Genomic DNA, 19,298 nt, shown 5'->3' with positions numbered 1-19,298 from the left:
GCTGCATACTGTCCAGTCTTCTTCAGGGTGAACAGACAATTGCCCTGTTGGGATTTACACCCATTGGATTTGTACCACTTCGTGGCACACTAACGTCCAACTAAAATGAGTATGCGCCCCAGATGCTAGATGCACCAAGATTTCTTTTTCGCATTATCCTTTCAGATGGCTCAGTTCGCATTTTCATTTTAGTGTTTGTTAGGTACTCTACTCCTCGCCAACGTATCTAAACACTCTTACAACATAATATTTTGATGAATCAGCAAAAGAGGGGTCAACCATCATCAAAACCTTGTTCTCCAAAATACTTGAAACGTAGCTAACTGGTTTATTAGCAAGTTCAGAGCTTTTGATATACTCCCTTTCTAGAAATCTCTCTTTTGGTTCTGTGAACCAATATGGAATCTCTAGATCTACCCTGGTGAAATAAATGTTATTAAATGAGACTGGATCATCATCTAGGTGATAGTAGCGACTCATATCTTCTGGATATTTATTATTCGGTCTAATTGAGCGAGTGCCATTTAGAGACGCTTCTACTTCATCCATTAGAAGAATAAAAACAGTATCCTGAGAATATAATGCTCTATCTAAGTTATCATCTTGCGCAGACAACTGACATGATAACATGACTAGTGAAGTAAGTATAGAAATTTTAATCATTGGCAATCTAAGTTTACTGAGTTACCATCTTCAAACCTGAGTCTATATTGATCGTATTTATTTTTCAAATTTTCGTCTATGATATCTGTCTGAAATTGTTCAGTCTTATGTAAACCTTCCCATGCCATATATTTATAAAAATTATCCCAACTCCAAGGTTCGCCAATTACATCGTCATAGTAACCATTATTTACTGCATTCTTGAAAGAGCTAGATACGTAGAATGCCTCGAGCAGTTTTAAACCACTTGATATGTATGTTATATAATTATCTGCCATGTATTCATGTTGCCAGCCGCTTTTTCCAAACTCCTCTATATAGTCCCAAATGGCTAGAAACTCATCATCATAATTCTTTGCATAGTTCTGGAAATCATCATATCCTCCTGCCTTAATAACCAATCCAATCAATTCAGCATGTATCATTTCATGAAGCAAAGTTCGTGCTATACTTAGTTTGGATCTATTGAGTTTAGTACTATTTAGGTTAATAATAACTTTCCCCGATTCAGATGGGTCAGTGTTGCCATTTGCATCATCGCCAATATCTTTAATATCAAGACACAACTCAGCTTTGGGGCTATCTCCCAAAAAGTTGGTCAATGTTTCATAACCTACATCATTTTGCTTCATTTTATTCCAGATATCTTGAACGCAATCATTATTCTTAAATGCTGTTTTCTGACAAATATCTTGTTCCCAAGCATCTTCTACACTTAAAGACGTTGATGGAGCAGTCCCCATTGGTTCACTATCATCAAACTCCAGGACAACTCGTTCTGGTTGAGGCTGAGGCGTATTGCCATTCAGGTCTCCCCCACTTGCTCCTCCGCCTCCGCCACCTGAACTATAGCATGTTGTACGTGTCTCTATATGACAATAAGTATCAACATATGAACCATTCACATACCAGTCCGTACATGTAGATACATAATTAGTAATGCAGGTTTGTCTATTCTCTCTACCATTAGAAGTGTTGTGAAATTGAGAAGTACCATCTGAGATCTGACTCTCTGAGATTAAATTCCCTTGCAAGTCTTCGATTGTAAAAGTGCCTGTAAACTGTTCCCAACCAGGAAATGTATCCAATCCTATTAACCATTCCTGGTCTACTTTATGGCTAAATACAAGACCTTGAATCTCGCCAAATTCCGGTTCGACTAGGATAAAGTTTCTAAGCATATAATCACCTTTAACACGCATGGAAAACGTATACTTTGTTGATTGATTAGCTGAATCATATAACTTAGTGGCCTTACTGAAGTCTACGTCATCAAGATAAGATTTGGTACGCGATCCCGAATAAGAACCCTTAAGCGCGTTTACCATTGATTTAAGATGAGGGTCATCCTTTAAAAATACTTTCTTAATTTGCAACGACGATGTTAAAGGAACTAATTCAAGGTCTGATTGGCAAGAATTAGCAAAGACCAAAATAACAACAATGAAGAGCAGTCGGTGATATTTTATCATGATTTAGGGTTGAGTCTACACTCAAATATAGCGCTTACCGTGTCAATCACAATAAATCCAATCATTATATATGACGTACACACTACCTGCACTGTGCATTGTAAAAATCCACTATTGACCTGAACTCATTTTTTCGAAACTCTTTGTTTTCAATCCTTCTAACCAATTCAGGACAATCTTCAATCCTTCCTGGGCCACTTCCAGGCATGCCATACGATCGTACTTGTCAGTAGGCTTTCCAAAAATGCGAGGAAGACATAAAACCCATACCAGCGAGTAAAGGAGCCTATCCCTATGAGCAGCATCATAAGGGTGAATACGCTACCAAAAAGGACATTGAGCAAACGGTTGATTTTTGGTGGTAACAAAATGGACAAGGCAACCATCAGAGAGGGAATGGCTAGCGTCACGGACGCAATTAATAATTTGATTGGGCTGTCCATCACATGGTCACCGGTCAACAGACTATTTACCTTATCTGGTGTATACAATTCGAAATAGTCTCCATACAGGTAACAAAAAACTACGGAGGTCCATAAAGCGGCCAGCTTTATTTTGATATTGATCTTCGGGTTGTCTAGCATAGGTGCGTGATGATTGGTTAGTTCTTTACAAGCAGATGCAAGATCTTGTGACAGGGTTGCACGAATGTTATAAATCACATAACCCTAAAAAACTCACCTAATAAAACCACAACCAAAAAAAATACCCGTGACAGAGCCACGGGCATTTTTACAAAATAGAAAGGGTTGCCAAACCCTAACCAACCGTATTTTGTGGTGATAGTCACCAATTATATTTTCGTGAATCCTTCATAGAACTCCATAATTCGATTCTTAAAAAAAGTGGAAGAAAAAGTCATGCTAAGCGTACTACTACACCTCCAGCACAACGCCCAGAGCGGAAAATCTTAAATAATACCAATTCGTACAGGCGGTGTACTTGAAGCAAGTTCAGTCAGTTGACTTTCACTATCACTTGAAAATTATATAAAAAGTTGTAAATTATTACTATCCACCAGCAAATACCTTTGAATATTACAATACCTCAGTTTAATAATACACTGCTATAAACCATTTTCTATGAAATGATCTTCTCATCCATTTTCAAACTGGAAAGGAAAAGCATTATTTTGGTAGCAGAAATGAGAAAATTCTTCATACTAGGCATTACGCTTATCACATGTTTGGCTGCTCATGCACAAAACTTTCTTTCATGGCAGCTCAATGACCGCTATTTCTCGGTACAGGCCGGTGCTGGCTTTGCTTCATACAGAGGAGAGCTCAAGCACAATGGAAGCATACAAAATGAAGTGTCTAACTTAAACCTGGCCATCGAAGCGAGGCTTTGGAGCAAAGTATCTGCAAGGTTATTGGTGGGTAACTATGCGATTCGCGGGCACGACAAGCATGCCCCTGATAGCTCATGGGCACGTCAGCGTAACCTGAGCTTCTACTCCAGAAACTTGGAAGCTGCCCTTCAGGGCGTTTTTTACCTTCGTTCATATCGAGGTGATTATTACAAAAGATGGAAGTTGGATCCATATGTTGCGCTGGGAGTAGGTTTTACCACAGTAAATCCTATGGCTGACCTGGGAAACGAATCGTATGCCTTATATGACATAGCTACAGAAGATGCATCCTATAGCAGACTTACAGTCATCCTGCCGGCAGCAGCAGGACTCAAATGGAAAGTAAACCCTTACCTCAACTTTATCACTGAGGTCGCGTTTCGATATACCTTTAGCGATTACCTGGATGACGTATCAGGCCAATACCCAACCTCCTACCCCAATACTACTGCGGAGCTCTTGAGCAATCGCAAAGATGAGATTGGCGTAGTGAATGAGGAAGCTTATGAGTCGCTAACCTCAGGAATGCCACGTGGTGACCATTCAGACAAGGACGCCTATTTGTTCTTAAATCTCAAATTGGAGTATTACCTCCCTCCAGGCCTGTTTAGTAAAAATTAAGTCACAGTTTTTTAATTGCCTCTATCACCCTGCTTACTTCATCATGCGTGAGGCCGGCTCCTGATGGCAGGCAAATCCCTTTTTCGAACAAAGATTTGGACACCTCTCCTCCGAGCATCGGCGCTCCAGAAAATAAAGGCTGCATGTGCAGTGGCTTCCAAAACCTACGCACTTCAATGTTTTGCGCATCAAAGGCCTTAACCATTTCGGAAGGTGATAGCTTCTTAGGGTCTATTAAAAAAGGGTTTACCCAAAAGTTGAAGGTACTTCCTTCCAACAAAGGCGCAGGAGCCAGCCACGAAATATCTGCCAATTCGCTACGATAGCGTTCGCTGATTGCGCGCTTACGGCCCAAAATTTCTTCCCATCGCTTAAGCTGACCAAGACCTAGCCCTGCCAATACATTGCTCAACCGGTAGTTATACCCAATTTCCTCGTGGTGAAAGTGATCTGCTGGCACTTTGGACTGTGTAGCCAGAGATGCAGCCTTTTGGTGGTCTTTAGCACTTTGACATAGCAATGCACCTCCACCACTCGTTGTGATTATTTTATTTCCATTAAATGACAAAATGGAGTAATCTCCAAACGCTCCGGCGTTTAGGCCACCAATAGATGTGCCTAGAGCTTCGGCCGCATCTTCTATGAGCGCCACACCATAGCGTGTACAAACCTCTACCAACTCTTGCATTCGGGCTGGCATCCCGAAAATGTGCGTAACAATGACTGCTTTGGGCATGCTCTTTTTACGCGCAGCTTTCGCCAAATAGTCACCCAGCAGCTCAGGGTCAATGTTCCAGGACTGCTCATCACTGTCTATAAAAACAGGGCGGGCCTTTTCATAAAGCACAGCATTGCCCGCAGCTATAAAGGTAAACGACCCGATGACTACCTCATCCCCAGCCTGCACTCCAGCCAGTCGTACGGCCAGGTGAAGTGCCGAGGTTCCAGAGTTTAGCGCCAGCACATTAGGAAAGCCAAACTGATGCTGGAGCTGTCGTTCAAATTCATTGAGTTCAGGCCCTACAGGCGCTATCCACCCATTTTCCAGGGTGTTTACCACCGCCTGAATATCTTCAGCACTTACCCATGGGGCAGAAAAATAAATACGCTTATGACTCAAGAGTATGAGGTACTTTGGTATGTATGGCGTGGAAGTCTGATTCTCGCCATTTAAAAATTTGACTTACAGTTTTACAAAGTATCAAAAAATCAAAACGAAACGAACAATGCTCCACGTAATAAACATCAAAAGCCAGTTTTTCCTCAAATGTACATTCATTTCTACCGTTGACCTGGGCCCACCCCGTCACGCCAGGCTTTTGTAGATGTCTCTTTTGTTGGGTTTCATTATATACCGCCAAATACTCCATCAGCAATGGCCTGGGCCCTACAAAACTCATCTCTCCTTTTAATATATTGAAAAGCTGAGGAAGCTCATCCAAAGAAGTACGGCGTAAAAACCTCCCAAATGGGAAAATTTCACCACTACGCATACTCGTAAATTTATAAAGTGTAAAAGGACGGGCATTGAGGCCCGGGCGCACATGCTTAAAAATAACCGGATGACCTAACAGCTTCAAAACCACAGCCAAAAGCAGCATGACGGGACCGGCCAGGATGAGCATCACCAGAGCCATTACCCGGTCACTAGCGGGTTTCCAAAACTTCCTATATGTAGCACTCGCCTTCATCAGATTCTGACCAACTCTATGCAATCTGCGGTTTTCTTAATATTTTTCATCTTTATTCCAGGCTTTTGTCATTTTTGCGCTGGGGAATGACCTGAGACTCATATCCAATTTTAATCCAAAAAACACTGCATGAAAACTTTTCGTTTCGTTTTCTTCATCATCCTTACGATGGCTCTGGGCATAGCACTCAACAGCCGAATAAAAGGCACCCCACCGCTAGGTAAATTTTTAAGCCCTTTTCAGGGGTTTTGGCAAAATGCAGAAAAGGATGGATTCAATTTTAAGGAAGAGCTCAAGATTCCCGGCTTGTCTTCCCCTGTAAAGGTACATTACGATGAGATGCGCATACCACATATCCAGGCAGAAAATGAACGTGATCTTCATATGGCACAGGGATATGTCACGGCCAGAGATCGTCTGTGGCAAATGGATTTTTTCGCACGACTGGTGATGGGCAGGCTCTCTGAGGTGATTGGTAAAAGAGCTCTGGACTTTGATCGGCACAACCGACGAATTGGCCTAAAGCAAATGACAATAGACACTTACGAGCAGGTATCACAGGACCCTGAACTATCTGCCATTACCGAAGCCTATGCAGAGGGTGTAAACACCTACATCAACCAGCTGTCTTACAGTGATTATCCACTGGAGTTTAAACTGTTGGATTACAAACCAGAAGCATGGAGTGCTCTAAAATCTTGTATGGCTTATGCCATGCTGAGCAATACCCTTTCGAGAAGCGAGGCAGATCTGGAAAACACCAATGCACTTAGCTTGTTTGGACCAGAGGTTTTTGACCTACTGTTCCCAGAACAACTTGGCAATCTGGACCCGGTTATTCCCAAAGGCACTACGTGGCCTTTTGAGCCGATCGAGGCAAGCAAGCCTGATATTGATTTCCCTCTACAGCTGACCAAGGAAACCATAGACAAGCCTCATCCCCTCAATGGCAGCAACAACTTTGCTGTAGCTGGCAGCAAAACTCAAAGTGGCAATGTGTTGCTAGCCAATGAACCAGACCTGGAGCTAACACTGCCGTCTATCTGGTATGCCAATCACTTGCAATCCCCTACTAAAAATGTAATGGGCGTCACTGTACCAGGCACCCCTGTTGTTTTGATAGGATTCAACGACAGTATTTCATGGGGTGTAACAAACTCCCCTCGTGATCAGGTAGACTGGTATGCTATTGAATTTAAAGATGACTCACGTGATGAATACCTCTACAATAACCAGTGGTTTAAAACCGAAAAAGTCATCGAGACCTTTGAGGTGGCAGATGGCCCTACAGTTACAGATACTATAATACGTGTGCATCACGGCCCTGTGGTTTACGACCGAAACTTTAAGGGTGAAAACGGAAAAGCGAACTATGCCATGCGCTGGATTGCCCACCTTCCGAACACTACCTTTTTGGCCATGCATGGCATCAACAAAGCCAGTAATTATGAAGATTTCAAACAGGCGCTTCGGTTGTTTCAGGGGCCTCCCCAAAACTTTGTGTTTGGGTCTACACAAGGTGAAATAGCCACCTGGCTCCCTGGTAAGTTCCCGGTAAAATGGCCAGAGCAAGGCAAGTTTCTAATGGATGGCTCACTCACTGCTCATGAATGGAAAGCATTTATTCCATTCGAGCATATGATGTTTGTAAAAAACCCGGATAGAGACTTTGTAAGTTCTGCCAACCAGCATCCAGTAGATAGCCTATACCCCTACTACGTCTATGATCACCGCTACGAATATTATAGGGGCAGACGAATCAATGATCGTTTGCGGGTAATGAACAGCATCACTCCTAAAGATATGATGCGCTTACAAAACGACAACTACAACTACATGGCATCCGAAAGCTTGCCGATGATGCTAGACTATTTGGACACATCCGCATTTGAACAAAAACAATGGGACCAATACAAAACCCTAAGACGCTGGGATTACTTTAATGAAACGGACCTCAATGCTCCATCAGTGTACCAGTTGTGGTGGGACAAACTGTACGTTTCCCTGTGGGATGAATTTGATACAGTGAGCGCCCAAATAGACAAGCCAAATAAGTTTGTGACCATTGAATTGTTAAAATCTGACTCCACACTAGCATTTGCTGATGTGCTGGAAACCGAAAATATAGAGACCACATCAGATCTGATCAACCAAACCTTTGGTGAGGCGCTGGATAGCCTTCACAATTGGACCCAGAAACATGGCGAAGATTATACCTGGTCAACCTTCAAAAACACTCGTATCAACCACATCTTACGTCTTAAGCCGTTTTCACAGGAAAAGGTACCAATCGGTGGGTACTCGAGCATTGTAAATGCTGCCAGTAAAGGACACGGTCCTTCGTGGCGTATGGTAGTGGAAATGGATCCTGACGGAGTACGTGCATGGGGTGTTTACCCTGGAAGTCAAACGGGCAATCCTGGTAGCCCGCTTTATGGCCATATGATTTCTAGATGGGCGACTGGTGATTATTACCAGTTATTATTCGGACCGGATGTATCCACATCAGATCAGGTATTGTTTACTCAGACATTTTACCCTAAAAACAAATGAAATTAATCGCTCGACTTATATTGGTCATGATCCTGACCTACTTTTTATCATTCTACATGCCCTGGTGGATTGTTTTTGTTGTAACCTTTCTGACTGGTTTTATTATCCATGGAAGTGGAATCAACGTGTTTATAGGCACATTTTTAGGTGCGGGATTGGTTTGGATGCTTTATGCATGGTACCTGGACTACAATACCGCGAGCATCCTGTCACAAAAAGTCATACAACTCTTTCCATTCGACGATCCTATGATGCTTATAATCACCTCAGGATTGGTGGGAGGATTGTGTGGAGGTTTTGGCGGGCTGTCTGGAAACAGCTTCCGCCAATTATTCTTAAAAAAGAAGCAGAAAAGCTTTTATAGCTAATTCATTTTAGAGGTTACGGTCACTCCGGAAGCTACTATCGAAATCTCACGTAAGTCAGCTTCCGGGTCAAATGCTCTACCTTCATCTTCCGCGTAGTGCTGATCCATTTCAGTACTTAATTCTTCAGATTTCACTACACCCTTTATTGTCACTACACTCCCGCTCAGGTCTTTTGGCACAAAAAAGCCATAATCTTTAAAGGTAACACGAACTCTGTTGCCATTGGAGCTATTCAGTGTCATCCAGCAGCCCTTTTTCTGGCAAACAGCTTTTACCTCGCCACTTAGCGTTACCTCTGGTAGTGAATCATTGAGTGTAAGGGCAGCTTCTACATCAGATAATTTTTTCACTTCAGTTAATGAAAAGTCCTGCCCATAAAAGGTCGCTGAAGTCTCTTGTGAAGACGAGTTACATGATGTTAGCATAATAACTACTCCCACCACAAAATATGTGGATAACCTCCTGTATAACGCATTATTTATGTTCATAACTACCTGATTTTAAGGTTTTTATTTGTAGACACCTTGTCTAAAACTGAGGAATCTTTTCACGACTATTCAGCTTAAATTTAGAACATAATTAACACAAAAGAATTAAGCGATGAACAGAATTAAAAGCATTTTCTCACTAGTATTATTAGCCACTGCATTCATGTTTGGTGCCTGCTCTCAAGACGAGACTATGGATGACCTGATGAACAACTCAGAAATAAACACACCATCCCCAACTAATGGAGATGACACAGAGAAAGAGGGAGATCAACCCGGAGGATAAGACGATACACCGACGATTTTGGTATACATAACGAAAGGTCATGGGGATTTCCCATGACTTTTTTTTATCTTTAAACCCGTTAGAAACCAAAGGTTAAATTCCCTTGCTAAAAAGGATATACTACGTACTACTACTCCTACTATCAACCACGCTTCTTCAGGCATCCAAAATATCTGATGAATACGATGCTATTATGGAAGTCTTTCTTGCTAGTGAAGACCCCCATTATACCACTTCTAAAAGGTTAGCAGAAGACTTTCTGGAGAAAATCAAAAAGGACAATGATCCTTTCTATCTGACTAAGACCTACTACCTACTGGCATATATCTGTGCCAATACTGATGAATACGGCAATGCTGTGATCTATTACCTGGAAGGTGCTCGAAATGCAGAAGAGAGCGAACTAGAATCCTTGAAGCCAGACCTTATTTCCATGTATAAAAACCTGGCCAACATAATGGACGATTACCATCATTATGAGCTAGCACACAAGTTTGCAGACCAGGGAATAGCCACTGCCAGAGATATTGGTAACAAGAGACAAATACAGGCACTACTCCACAACAAAACTACTTTTTTACTTAATGATGATCGTCTCTATGAGGCAATAGATTTAGCAAATGAACTTATCGAAGATCCAGATTTACCTGATGGGTTTCGACTTGAGCTCCTCAACAAACGAGGTGTAGCCTTAAAAAAACTAGAACGTTACGAAGAAGCGCTAGAGTCCTATAAACAAATAATCAATAGCGATCCTTCAACTAATTTCAAGACGTACCTTTCCGCATTGCACAACTCAGCTTATATTCATAGAGCTATTTATAGAGACACGCCCACCGCATTACAACTATTGAATCAATCCAAAACCATACTAGACTCTATTTTTCCAAATAAGCGAAAACGAATCCTTTGTCACCAGTACCTTGCCGAAACTTACACTGAAACAATAGCTACAGATAAAGCTGAATTCCATTTTAAAAAGGCAATCGCTTTGATTGAAGAAGGAAGCCTACCTCCAGATTATTACGAAATCTACAAGCAACTCGCTGAATTTTACTTTCAACAAAAGCGCATAGAAGAAGCTCTTACCTACGAGCGGTTATACACACGTGAGCTGGAGCGTTTCATAGAAAAGCAACGTGAAATAGAAGAGTTGGATAAAAAATACAACATTGAATTGCTCACAGAACGTTATTTTGACGTATTAGCGGCCAATAAAGATCGTAAGCAATCAGAACGATTTGCCACGTTCGGTATTACTGGTACGGCGTTTTTCTTCTTATCCATACTCTTTTCATTTTGGTATAGACAACACCGAACGCGTCAGAAGATCAAGAAAGAATTAACGGAAATAGATTTGTTTTCAGAGGTCTAAGCTCAACTTGTCGCGAAGCACTTCAAGAATTTTATCTTGCTTGGTGTAAAGAGCCGCAATTTTCTCCTTTTGCTTCATGTTCTCAGCTAACAGTGTGTGAATCAACTCTGAAAGCTCCTCTAGTGATGGGTTGGCACCCAACTCTACACGAAGTGACTCTACAAGTGAAATTATTTTTTCTTCGATAGTTTCATATCCCTTATCTAAGGCTACACTTTGCTCGTTGTTTCTCCAGACTTCACCCTCTCCTTTTAGGAGCCAGTTTGCATTGATCGTTTCGAAAGCAATGAGAATTTTTTGTAGCACTTCAAAACTGGGTTTGCTTCGCCTCCCCTTGATGATATTGTAGATCACTGGACTTTTCACTCCTATATTGTCGGCAAACGAATTGGGATTCATCTGCAGGTTTGTGATAAGTTGTGATATGCGATCGTTGATATCCATTGTTTGAAGTTCGTGAGCCTCAAATATAATTAGCTTGGAGAAAAAAGAAGGGTTACTTATTGTAACCCTCCCTCATTAAGAACCAGCTATGGAAAATAGATACTCACTATCTATATGCTTCAAAGATACTATCATTTGATAGTATTACAAACTTTCAACCAACTTTTTTTATGTTTTTTCACCGATTACTTATATCAATTGATAAAAAAAGGCCACACATGATGTGTAGCCTCTATTTTCCACCGCTGATCTGTTTGATCACTATAACATTAATTTAAATGAAATAATCAGGAAGACAAAACATCTATCTGTAAATTTTCAAGAAAACGTTCATTTCAAACATTTCAACTAATTTGGCGCTTTAGTTGTATTTATGGCTGCATCTCGTTTATCTCTTCGTAAAAAAGTCATACTGGCACTTATCAGTTTGGTACTTCTATTTGGTGCCTATTTCATTCTTTTCCCATATGGCTCTAGAGTTGCAGGTCAACTATTAAAATCCCTCATTGCGCAACAAACCAGTGAGCAATACACAATTGACTTTGAGGCAATCAATCTTCATCCACTCAGAAAAGAATTACGCTTAGAAAAATTTAAATTAAAACCAACCACTACAGAAACGACTAACGGGAACGAAAGATGGTATGAAGTAACCATTCCTACGCTCGAAATTAAACTGAGTGCCCTACTGGAGGTCTATTTGTCCAGGGCTTTGAGTTTTGAGCGGATACACATCACTGACCCGGTAATTACATTATATAGGACTGGCAACAACCTGAAGGAAGCTAACATATCACTAGAAACGGGGGATCTTTATCAGCTCATTAGTGGTTACCTCTCCCATTTTTCCATTGACAGCCTGGGCATCGCCAATGCATCCTTTGAGTATCTACAGCAGGATTCAGCATCGCTTGTTTTGCTCAGAGATATTGATTTTAGAATCAAAAACCTACTGATTGATTCTACGGGTAGCCAAGATAAGTTTTTATTTACCGATGAAATCTACCTCTCACTAACCGATCAGTCCTTTCATCTCAAGGACAGCATTCATGAGCTGACTTTTGATCAGTTTAGTATATCTACCAATACAGGTGACATTTCCTTTCGGGATCTAAAGGTGTTTCCCAAAAAGTCTTCTCAAGCCCCCTTGAAGGCTCAATACCTAATAACTGTGCCTGAGCTTAACTTCAGGGGACTCGATTTTTTAAACTATTACAACAAAAACGAATTGATACTGGACTCCGTCCGGCTCTATCACCCCACATTTACGCTACATAAAAGCCCGCAAAAAAAGACAGACAATAAAACTGAGCTCCCGCACCTGCTGAGTGAACTTTTCGACAATGCCCGTATTGGGAAAGTCTATATAGATGACGGAAAACTAGCTCTTTACTCTCCTCACACAGATACTCCTACAGTATTTGCAGAGCACATACATTGCATGCTACAAGATGTGCGGCTTGACAGTGCAAATTTGACTTACAACAAAAAACAATACTTCGAAAACGCAAGGGTGTATGCTGAAAACATCGCTTTTCACCCTGCTAATAGTCCTCACATAAGGTTTAAAACGCTAGATATCAACAGTCTGGAAAAGTCATTAATAGCGGACAGCCTGGTTGTGAGCTCCTCTCCGACTTCTAACAATGAAATAGAAGCATACCTTCCTCATACAAAAGCTGTAGGTATAGACTTTATGAATTTATGGCTGTACGAGGACCTATCAGTTGATACACTAATGGTATATCGGCCTGTAGTAAAAGCTAGTCTTGACACTTCCAGCCAGACTCCTCTGCCATTGCGGCATGTTTCAGTCCACGTTGCTCAGCTATTTGAAGGGGATTTCGAAATCTTTCACCCAAAGGGTAACGGTAAAGTAGAAGAGTTCTCTATGGCGCTAACTAGCATCACTTACCAAAAAGATACATTAAGTAAATTCCAATGGAAACTCTCAGCAGCAGATAGCAGAAACATTTATCTCCAGATAGGCACCACTGAAACTGAAATCAGCGGCCTAACAGCCGGAGACCAACTCCGTTCCCTTACCCTGGATAATGTAAGGATTGCGCCCGGAACAGACCGTCATCCTATACATATAAAGTCCGTAAATCTTTCTGGTTTTGAAATGGAACGATGGAAAAACCAGGGTTTCGTGGCATTTGACACCTTAGGCATCATCCAGCCAACTGTTGCCATAGACCTTCAGCAAGAAAGCTCCAATACGAATCTAAAGCCTTACTTAAATGCCCTGGCACATCACCTGGCGTTTGATCAGGTACGCCTTTCTCATGGTGAATTTCGACTCTTTAAAGACGATCAACTTTTTTCTCATCTCGACAGTCTGGAATTTACCTTAACCAGCTTTCATTATGATTCTCTTTTGGATGAATACTTCACCGGAATAGACATGCATGTAGACTCATTTCATATCGTATTGCCAGAGGCTAATCATGAATTGTATGGGCGTAGCATTAGCATATCTCAGAACGATAGCACCCTAGATCTGATCAACCTTGCCGTAACACCTCTACAATCCGACTCGTCACTTACCAATCTACGCTTGTATACTGAAGAGTTAGAACTCCATCACCTGGATTTTCACCAGCTCATCAACACGGGTAAGATCCATTTTGTGAACGGACAAATCACCCGCCCGCAAGCCCAACTTCATCTCTTTCAAAAACCAGGAAACCCCCAAACGACCGGAATAACCAAAGAGTGGCTCAAATTTGAAACATTCAAAATCTTGAACGGGCAAATAGATTTACACCAACCTGCTAATGGGCTGGGCATTACCTCAAAGGACTTAACGCTGGCCATCAACCATCTAGACCTTACGAATGACTCATTGTTTCTTTTTGCAAAAAGCTATCAGGTAGAATCGCCGCACACTGCATTTAAAACGGAAAGCATGACCGATAGTCTTCGTATAGACCACCTCCATGCCCACACCGGTACAGGCTATTTCGAGTTTTCAAACATTCACTTAGAACAACCAGGGTTCATAGACCTGAAACTCCCACATTCTCGAGTAACCGGATTGGATGTAAAGGCTTTGAAAAGAAACAAATCACTGAACCTGGACAGCTTACACCTGGACAACCCCCAGGTAGTATTTCATCTCAATAGATCACAAAAGCAGCAAAATAATATTCCCAATATTCAACTAAAGCACCTCAACTTGAAGGGTGCCGATTTGTGGGTCCTTCACCCTACCCTCAACCTTGGAGACTCCATGCATCTGGCCGATGCTGACTTATCTTTGGACAGGCTCATCTTAAGCCCAGAACAAAAACCCTCTAGCCTCTCAGATCTTTTTACAAACCTCAAGCTTTCTGGAAATAAACTATACTACAATCTGCCTGACAGCTTATTTGCATTGAGTCTGGATAAATTTCAGCTCAACCAAAATGAGGAGACGCTAGCGCTGAACAAGCTAGCCCTGGTGCCGCTCTACAATAAGGGAGAGTTTCAATCACAGATCAACTATCAGCAAGACTGGTTTGATGCCATTATTCCACAACTAACTGTCAAGGGCTTAAACCTCGACACACTTGTTTTTCAAAAGGCACTTAAAATCAACCACATAGACATTCGCTCACCGTATCTCGACACTCATAGAGACAAACGCCTACCCATGCCATCGGAGGTATACAAACCACTCCCTCAGCAAGCACTAAGGCAGGCACCGTGGCCTTTGCATATCGATTCAGTCACCATTCATGATGCGTACATTGCTCACACGGAGTTTGCTCCTAAAAGCGAATACCCAGGCAAGATCTACTTTAAAAACCTGCATGCAGAGCTCAACAACATAACCAATCGTCCCGGCAAAGACCATTATATGCATCTCCATGCTACTGGCACCCTCATGGAGTCGGGTAATCTCATGGTGGCTAGTTCTTACCATCTTACCGACACCACCAATTCTTTTACATTCACCGGAGAGGTGAAGTCTATGGACCTAAAAGAGCTCAATCAGTTTTTGGAACCAACAGCATTTGTGAAAGTAAGAGACGGCCACAACGAGCGCATCACATTTACATTTGAAGCAAATGAAGATTATGCAGTAGGAAAAATGAAGTTTTACTATGACGACCTGAAAATAGGCGTACTCAGCAAGGAAAGCTATGACACAAAAGGACTGGGAAGTTCGTTAAAATCCTTCTTTGCAAACACTTTTGTGGTAAACACCCGAAACCCTCATTTCCTTTTTGTTCGAAATGGAGACATTTTTCACGAACGCAACCACAACAAGTCTGTATTTAACTATTGGGCGAAATCAGTACTAAGTGGAGTAATAAGCAGCATAGGAGCTAAAAACACTCGAAAAGAAATTCGCCAACAAAATGATGAAATCAGGGCGAAATATGATGCGCTTGACAACAAATAACTCACTAGCCTTTAAACTGCACCTTTTTGTGCGAGCCATCACAATAAGGCTTATTTTCTGAAGCACCGCATCTACACAATGCCGTTTTCTCTTTTTGCTCTTCTCCTGCTGTTGTGCAGATGATTACTGGCTGGTTGATAATCAGCGGACCATTTTCCACAACGTCTACTTTCCACTTTTCATTCTGAGTGTCACTTTCAGCATTTTTGATGGACAAAGCACCAGATGGACACTTGCCTACCTGCTCCACTATAGCTTCACTGTTCGCTCCAGTTACATCAATCCATGGCCTGGCATTGGGGTCAAACACCGAAGGCAGGCCTTTGAAACATTTTTTAGAATGGATACACAAATCAGGCTTCCATACAACCGTGACCTTCTTATTGGAATACTCCTTTACTGTAGGCATATGCGTTTGTTTTTAAGATTCACTAACATTGGGAGTTGCTTTTCACAACCATTTCCGTAAGGTAACCTGGAACCGGAATTGTCGAAGACTGACTGGAATCTTGCTCAGGCACACCATAAGCAATTGCCGCTGGAACTACACCACTCCACACTTCAGCATCACTCAGGTCTCCTCCCACTGTCCCAGACCGCACTTTAGCACTTACATATTCCAAACTAATTTCCAACACCAATGTGGCCGACAGTTGCTGGTCTGAGGGTGCCGCCAAGTCCTTCATGCGACCTGGAATGTATTTATTCGTAAAACACTCCAGTACTTCGCGTTTTTTAGCCATACTCTCCACCTTTTTGGCTGGGGAATAAGCTATTACTGACCGGTAGTTCACAGAATGATCAAATGCTGTAGGAGCTAATACAAGTCCATCGAATAGCATTACATTAAAACAAACCTGTCGAACATCCGCTAACTGATGAAGAAAATGACTCTTAGATGAGCCATGAATGTATACTTTATCGTGCAGGCGGCAATATCCTGTTGGAAGCTGATGAGGTTCTTCATTGACTGCATATGCTATGGTGCAAAACCTCCCTTCATCCAAAATTTCGTAGATCTCCCTGGCTTCACTGCATACACGACCTGGATATCTGGAGGGCTTCAGGTTAGTTTTCATGATAGAAGGGCCTTTTTAGGTTTAGTGGATTATTTAGCGATTATACTCATTCCCACGTTGGTCTGATTGATATTTTCAGACATCTTCCTAATCTCCTCACGCCTTGACTTACGAACATCCCGAATAAAAATATGTTTGATTCTTTCAGGAAATTCTTCAGCTAACTCTCTGTAAATAAAGGGGTCATGCTGACCACTATCTCCAATGAGCATGAATTTGGCCTCAGGATAAAAATTGATCAAATGCTTTATCTTATCATATTTATGCCGGTGGCTTCCTCTCCCACTTTTGAATAAATCACGCAAACCAGACTTTAAATCCTGAAGTAGAAAAACACCTCCGGGCAATTCATGGAAGCTCATAAAATCCTTTAGGAAATCATAAAGATTCCATTCACTACTGCTCACATAGAAAAACTTCGAGTTTTCAGCATTCTGCGTAAGATCCCCAAACAGGTCACATATTCCCTCAAAGGTTTTCCTGGACTCATGATTTTTGGTAAGCAACAGGTACAACTTTTTCCAAATATTGGTAGCATGCGAGACCAGTACAGTGTCATCCACATCGGAAACAATTAGCACATCCGGATTACTAACTTCAACACTTACCTTGCAACTGATTTCTCGGGCTTGCTTTACCACTACATTGGCTGGGATGGTGGTAGCTCCTGTAGGGGTACTTATTTCAAACTTAAAAAAGCCCTTTGCACTGGTGACCGCCTCATATTGCAGGCCATCGATATGGAGAAATACCTGCTGTCCTTTAGCCGGTTTCACCCGATAGCGCCTATACATCTCCAATGCATTTTTAAACGGGTTTTTAGTGATTTCTTCACGCTGAGGAGCCACACTACGCAACACATGCCCACAGATATATGTTAGTTGCTTATTAGCAAATGGCTCATATACTTTTAATATTGGTTTTTCTATAGCTGACATCAGTCTAATAATATGAAAAAACTCCTTTTTGTTATAAATCCAGTGTCAGGTGGCACCGACAAATCCGAATTGATCGAAAAGATAAAGGCGTACTGCCGAAACTATGAAGTAAGTGCCGAATGGCTCCACACCACAGGCGAAAACGATCCTGAGCGACTCCAGGATGCCATTGCCCAACACCAACCTGATCAAATAGCTCTGGCTGGTGGCGATGGCACCCTTCATGAGCTAACACCTGTACTGATCCAACATAAAACGACTATCGGCATCATTCCCTCAGGCTCTGCAAATGGTTTGGCACGCGAGCTTGGTATCACGATGCAAAATGCTCTTGAAACAATTTTTGAAGCTTCTGACACCATTCACCTGGATGTAGTGCACATCAATAGCCAGGAGCCAATGATCCATATGGCAGATTTGGGACTCAATGCCAACCTCGTGCGTAGGTATGAACAAGAAAGTAGAAGAGGTTTTCTGGGCTATGCCATCAGTGCAATGAAAGAGCTGCCCTCACTGGACGACCCAGTGGATGTAGAGATCACGGCCCATGGCCAATCGTATAAGTTCAACACCAATTTTGTTGGCATTGCCAATGCCCGAATGTATGGCACGGGTTATAACCTCAATCCTAATGGTAAACTGGATGACGGTCGTTTTGAGCTATGTATCTTAAAAGAGCTTTCTCCAAGATTGTTAACAGATCGCCTATTTTTTGATGAAGAAAATCACGAAAGTGAATTGTTTGAATACCTCAGCGTTTCTGAAGCAAGCATTCACTGTTCCAGAGCTATGCCGCTTCAATCAGATGGTGAATATCTGGGAGAATTCGGCAGTGTAACGCTCACTTTGGCTCAAAATCATTTACGAATTTTAACACCCAAAAGACCTCACTAAACCTGATTTTAAAAAATTGTTTCATTTTTTTCATCAAGTACTTTTTGTGTTCAATTTTAATCCTATATTTGCAACCTGATTTGAGAGACAGGGTATCAAAAACACCCACAACTCGTCAGAAAAGCAACAAATGAGTTGTTTTATAATAGACAATAAAGAACCACTTGCAGCAAAATCTGCATAGGTATAATCCGGTGAAAAACCGGTTGATGATCGCCGGATCATTGTAAAAACACAAACTGTTCGGGGTGTGGCTCAGTCCGGTTAGAGTACCTGGTTTGGGACCAGGGGGTCGCAGGTTCGAATCCTGCCACCCCGACATAACAAAAGAAAGCTCAGCATTTACGCTGAGCTTTTTTTGTTTACAGGATGTATGAAAAATGTTTTCAATCAGGGATTACCCCAAAGTCCTGGCAGCCTTTGTTATTTCATAGAATAGGCTCCGAAAATTATTGATCTTCAATAGCACTTCTTATTTGCAACTATGTTTCATATTAAAATACAATGCATTATAATTGCATCTAAGAACAATGATAAAACCAGCCATCTCAATAGGGTTTTATTTGTTAACAATCATCACTCCTGTTCGTCGTATTGTGTTTTTAGCTGATTCTAGTTATCGACAAACATTGATGAAAAATAAGATACACTAGAGATGGCCGGTTTTTAGTTCTTTAAAAAA

At 41.7% G+C, this 19,298-nt stretch carries 17 protein-coding genes and 1 tRNA gene; 8 read left to right on the top strand and 10 right to left on the bottom strand.

From position 1 onward, the window contains the following. Positions 1-207 precede the first annotated feature (207 nt). The 3 genes from C7460_RS13780 to C7460_RS13770 all read right to left on the bottom strand — a co-directional run bounded on the left by C7460_RS13780 (position 208) and on the right by C7460_RS13770 (position 2,719). Positions 208-663, bottom strand: a complete 456-nt coding sequence (locus C7460_RS13780) for a hypothetical protein (protein ID WP_115868698.1) — start codon at positions 661-663, stop codon at positions 208-210. After that, positions 660-2,135: a hypothetical protein gene (locus C7460_RS13775; RefSeq protein ID WP_115868697.1), complete on the bottom strand. Its 1,476-nt coding sequence runs from the start codon at positions 2,133-2,135 to the stop codon at positions 660-662. Before C7460_RS13775 ends, C7460_RS13780 begins: the two co-directional genes overlap by 4 nt. A gap of 179 nt (positions 2,136-2,314) precedes the next feature. Next, positions 2,315-2,719: a DUF6326 family protein gene (locus C7460_RS13770; protein WP_115868696.1), complete on the bottom strand. Its 405-nt coding sequence runs from the start codon at positions 2,717-2,719 to the stop codon at positions 2,315-2,317. A gap of 560 nt (positions 2,720-3,279) precedes the next feature. Between C7460_RS13770 and C7460_RS13765 the strand changes: the two genes are divergently transcribed. Beyond that, on the top strand, positions 3,280-4,107 hold the full coding sequence (locus C7460_RS13765; protein ID WP_147302953.1) for a hypothetical protein: 828 nt from the start codon (positions 3,280-3,282) through the stop codon (positions 4,105-4,107). 1 nt (position 4,108) lies between these two features. Here the strand turns inward: C7460_RS13765 and C7460_RS13760 are convergent, their stop codons facing one another. Both C7460_RS13760 and C7460_RS13755 read right to left on the bottom strand, forming a co-directional pair. Next, a complete protein-coding gene (locus C7460_RS13760) occupies positions 4,109-5,227 on the bottom strand; it encodes a DegT/DnrJ/EryC1/StrS family aminotransferase (RefSeq protein ID WP_170148015.1) in 1,119 nt (372 codons plus the stop codon). Beyond that, positions 5,217-5,798: a sugar transferase gene (locus C7460_RS13755; protein ID WP_115868693.1), complete on the bottom strand. Its 582-nt coding sequence runs from the start codon at positions 5,796-5,798 to the stop codon at positions 5,217-5,219. Before C7460_RS13755 ends, C7460_RS13760 begins: the two co-directional genes overlap by 11 nt. A gap of 129 nt (positions 5,799-5,927) precedes the next feature. Between C7460_RS13755 and C7460_RS13750 the strand changes: the two genes are divergently transcribed. Together C7460_RS13750 and C7460_RS13745 are read left to right on the top strand one after the other, a co-directional pair. After that, complete coding sequence (locus tag C7460_RS13750; RefSeq protein WP_115868692.1) at positions 5,928-8,351, top strand: penicillin acylase family protein; 2,424 nt, start codon at positions 5,928-5,930, stop codon at positions 8,349-8,351. Then, a complete protein-coding gene (locus C7460_RS13745; RefSeq protein ID WP_115868691.1) occupies positions 8,348-8,719 on the top strand; it encodes a hypothetical protein in 372 nt (123 codons plus the stop codon). The genes C7460_RS13750 and C7460_RS13745 overlap by 4 nt, the downstream gene beginning before the upstream one ends. Here C7460_RS13745 and C7460_RS13740 read toward each other — a convergent pair. Then, positions 8,716-9,069: a DUF4920 domain-containing protein gene (locus C7460_RS13740; protein ID WP_245986356.1), complete on the bottom strand. Its 354-nt coding sequence runs from the start codon at positions 9,067-9,069 to the stop codon at positions 8,716-8,718. The two genes, C7460_RS13745 and C7460_RS13740, sit on opposite strands and share 4 nt — an antisense overlap. A 250-nt stretch (positions 9,070-9,319) precedes the next feature. Here C7460_RS13740 and C7460_RS23790 point away from each other — a divergent pair, with 250 nt between their 5' ends. Together C7460_RS23790 and C7460_RS13735 are read left to right on the top strand one after the other, a co-directional pair. After that, positions 9,320-9,493, top strand: a complete 174-nt coding sequence (locus C7460_RS23790) for a hypothetical protein (protein ID WP_170148014.1) — start codon at positions 9,320-9,322, stop codon at positions 9,491-9,493. 103 nt (positions 9,494-9,596) lie between these two features. Continuing rightward, on the top strand, positions 9,597-10,868 hold the full coding sequence (locus C7460_RS13735; protein ID WP_115868689.1) for a tetratricopeptide repeat protein: 1,272 nt from the start codon (positions 9,597-9,599) through the stop codon (positions 10,866-10,868). Here the strand turns inward: C7460_RS13735 and C7460_RS13730 are convergent. Continuing rightward, entirely contained in the window at positions 10,857-11,312 is a 456-nt protein-coding gene (locus C7460_RS13730; RefSeq protein ID WP_115868688.1) for a helix-turn-helix domain-containing protein, read from the bottom strand. The genes C7460_RS13735 and C7460_RS13730 overlap by 12 nt on opposite strands. A 373-nt stretch (positions 11,313-11,685) precedes the next feature. Here C7460_RS13730 and C7460_RS13725 point away from each other — a divergent pair, with 373 nt between their 5' ends. After that, complete coding sequence (locus tag C7460_RS13725) at positions 11,686-15,705, top strand: DUF748 domain-containing protein (protein ID WP_115868687.1); 4,020 nt, start codon at positions 11,686-11,688, stop codon at positions 15,703-15,705. A 4-nt stretch (positions 15,706-15,709) separates the two neighbouring features. Here C7460_RS13725 and C7460_RS13720 read toward each other — a convergent pair whose 3' ends face one another. From C7460_RS13720 to C7460_RS13710, 3 genes are read right to left on the bottom strand one after another with little or no spacing between them, the layout of a single operon-like run. Next, positions 15,710-16,114: a (4Fe-4S)-binding protein gene (locus tag C7460_RS13720; RefSeq protein WP_115868686.1), complete on the bottom strand. Its 405-nt coding sequence runs from the start codon at positions 16,112-16,114 to the stop codon at positions 15,710-15,712. Between the two features lie 22 nt (positions 16,115-16,136). Further along, the gene (locus C7460_RS13715; RefSeq protein WP_115868685.1) at positions 16,137-16,784 is read right to left on the bottom strand and encodes a pyridoxamine 5'-phosphate oxidase family protein; all 648 of its coding nucleotides are present in this window, start codon (positions 16,782-16,784) and stop codon (positions 16,137-16,139) included. 29 nt (positions 16,785-16,813) lie between these two features. Then, positions 16,814-17,722 (bottom strand): phosphatase domain-containing protein, encoded by a 909-nt coding sequence (locus tag C7460_RS13710; protein WP_115868684.1) that lies wholly within the window; start codon positions 17,720-17,722, stop codon positions 16,814-16,816. A 12-nt stretch (positions 17,723-17,734) separates the two neighbouring features. On the opposite strand from C7460_RS13710, the gene C7460_RS13705 reads away from it, so the two are divergent. Both C7460_RS13705 and C7460_RS13700 read left to right on the top strand, forming a co-directional pair. Then, positions 17,735-18,616, top strand: coding sequence for a diacylglycerol/lipid kinase family protein (locus C7460_RS13705; protein WP_115868683.1), 882 nt, complete (start codon positions 17,735-17,737; stop codon positions 18,614-18,616). A gap of 244 nt (positions 18,617-18,860) precedes the next feature. Then, positions 18,861-18,935, top strand: a tRNA-Pro gene (locus C7460_RS13700). The last annotated feature ends 363 nt before the right edge of the window (positions 18,936-19,298 follow it).

This window comes from Marinoscillum furvescens DSM 4134, assembly GCF_003386095.1.
Taxonomy (GTDB): Bacteria; Bacteroidota; Bacteroidia; order Cytophagales; family Cyclobacteriaceae; genus Marinoscillum; species Marinoscillum furvescens.
The sequence above is the reverse complement of the archived record's forward strand: the minus strand, read 5'-3'. Positions and strand labels throughout refer to the sequence as shown.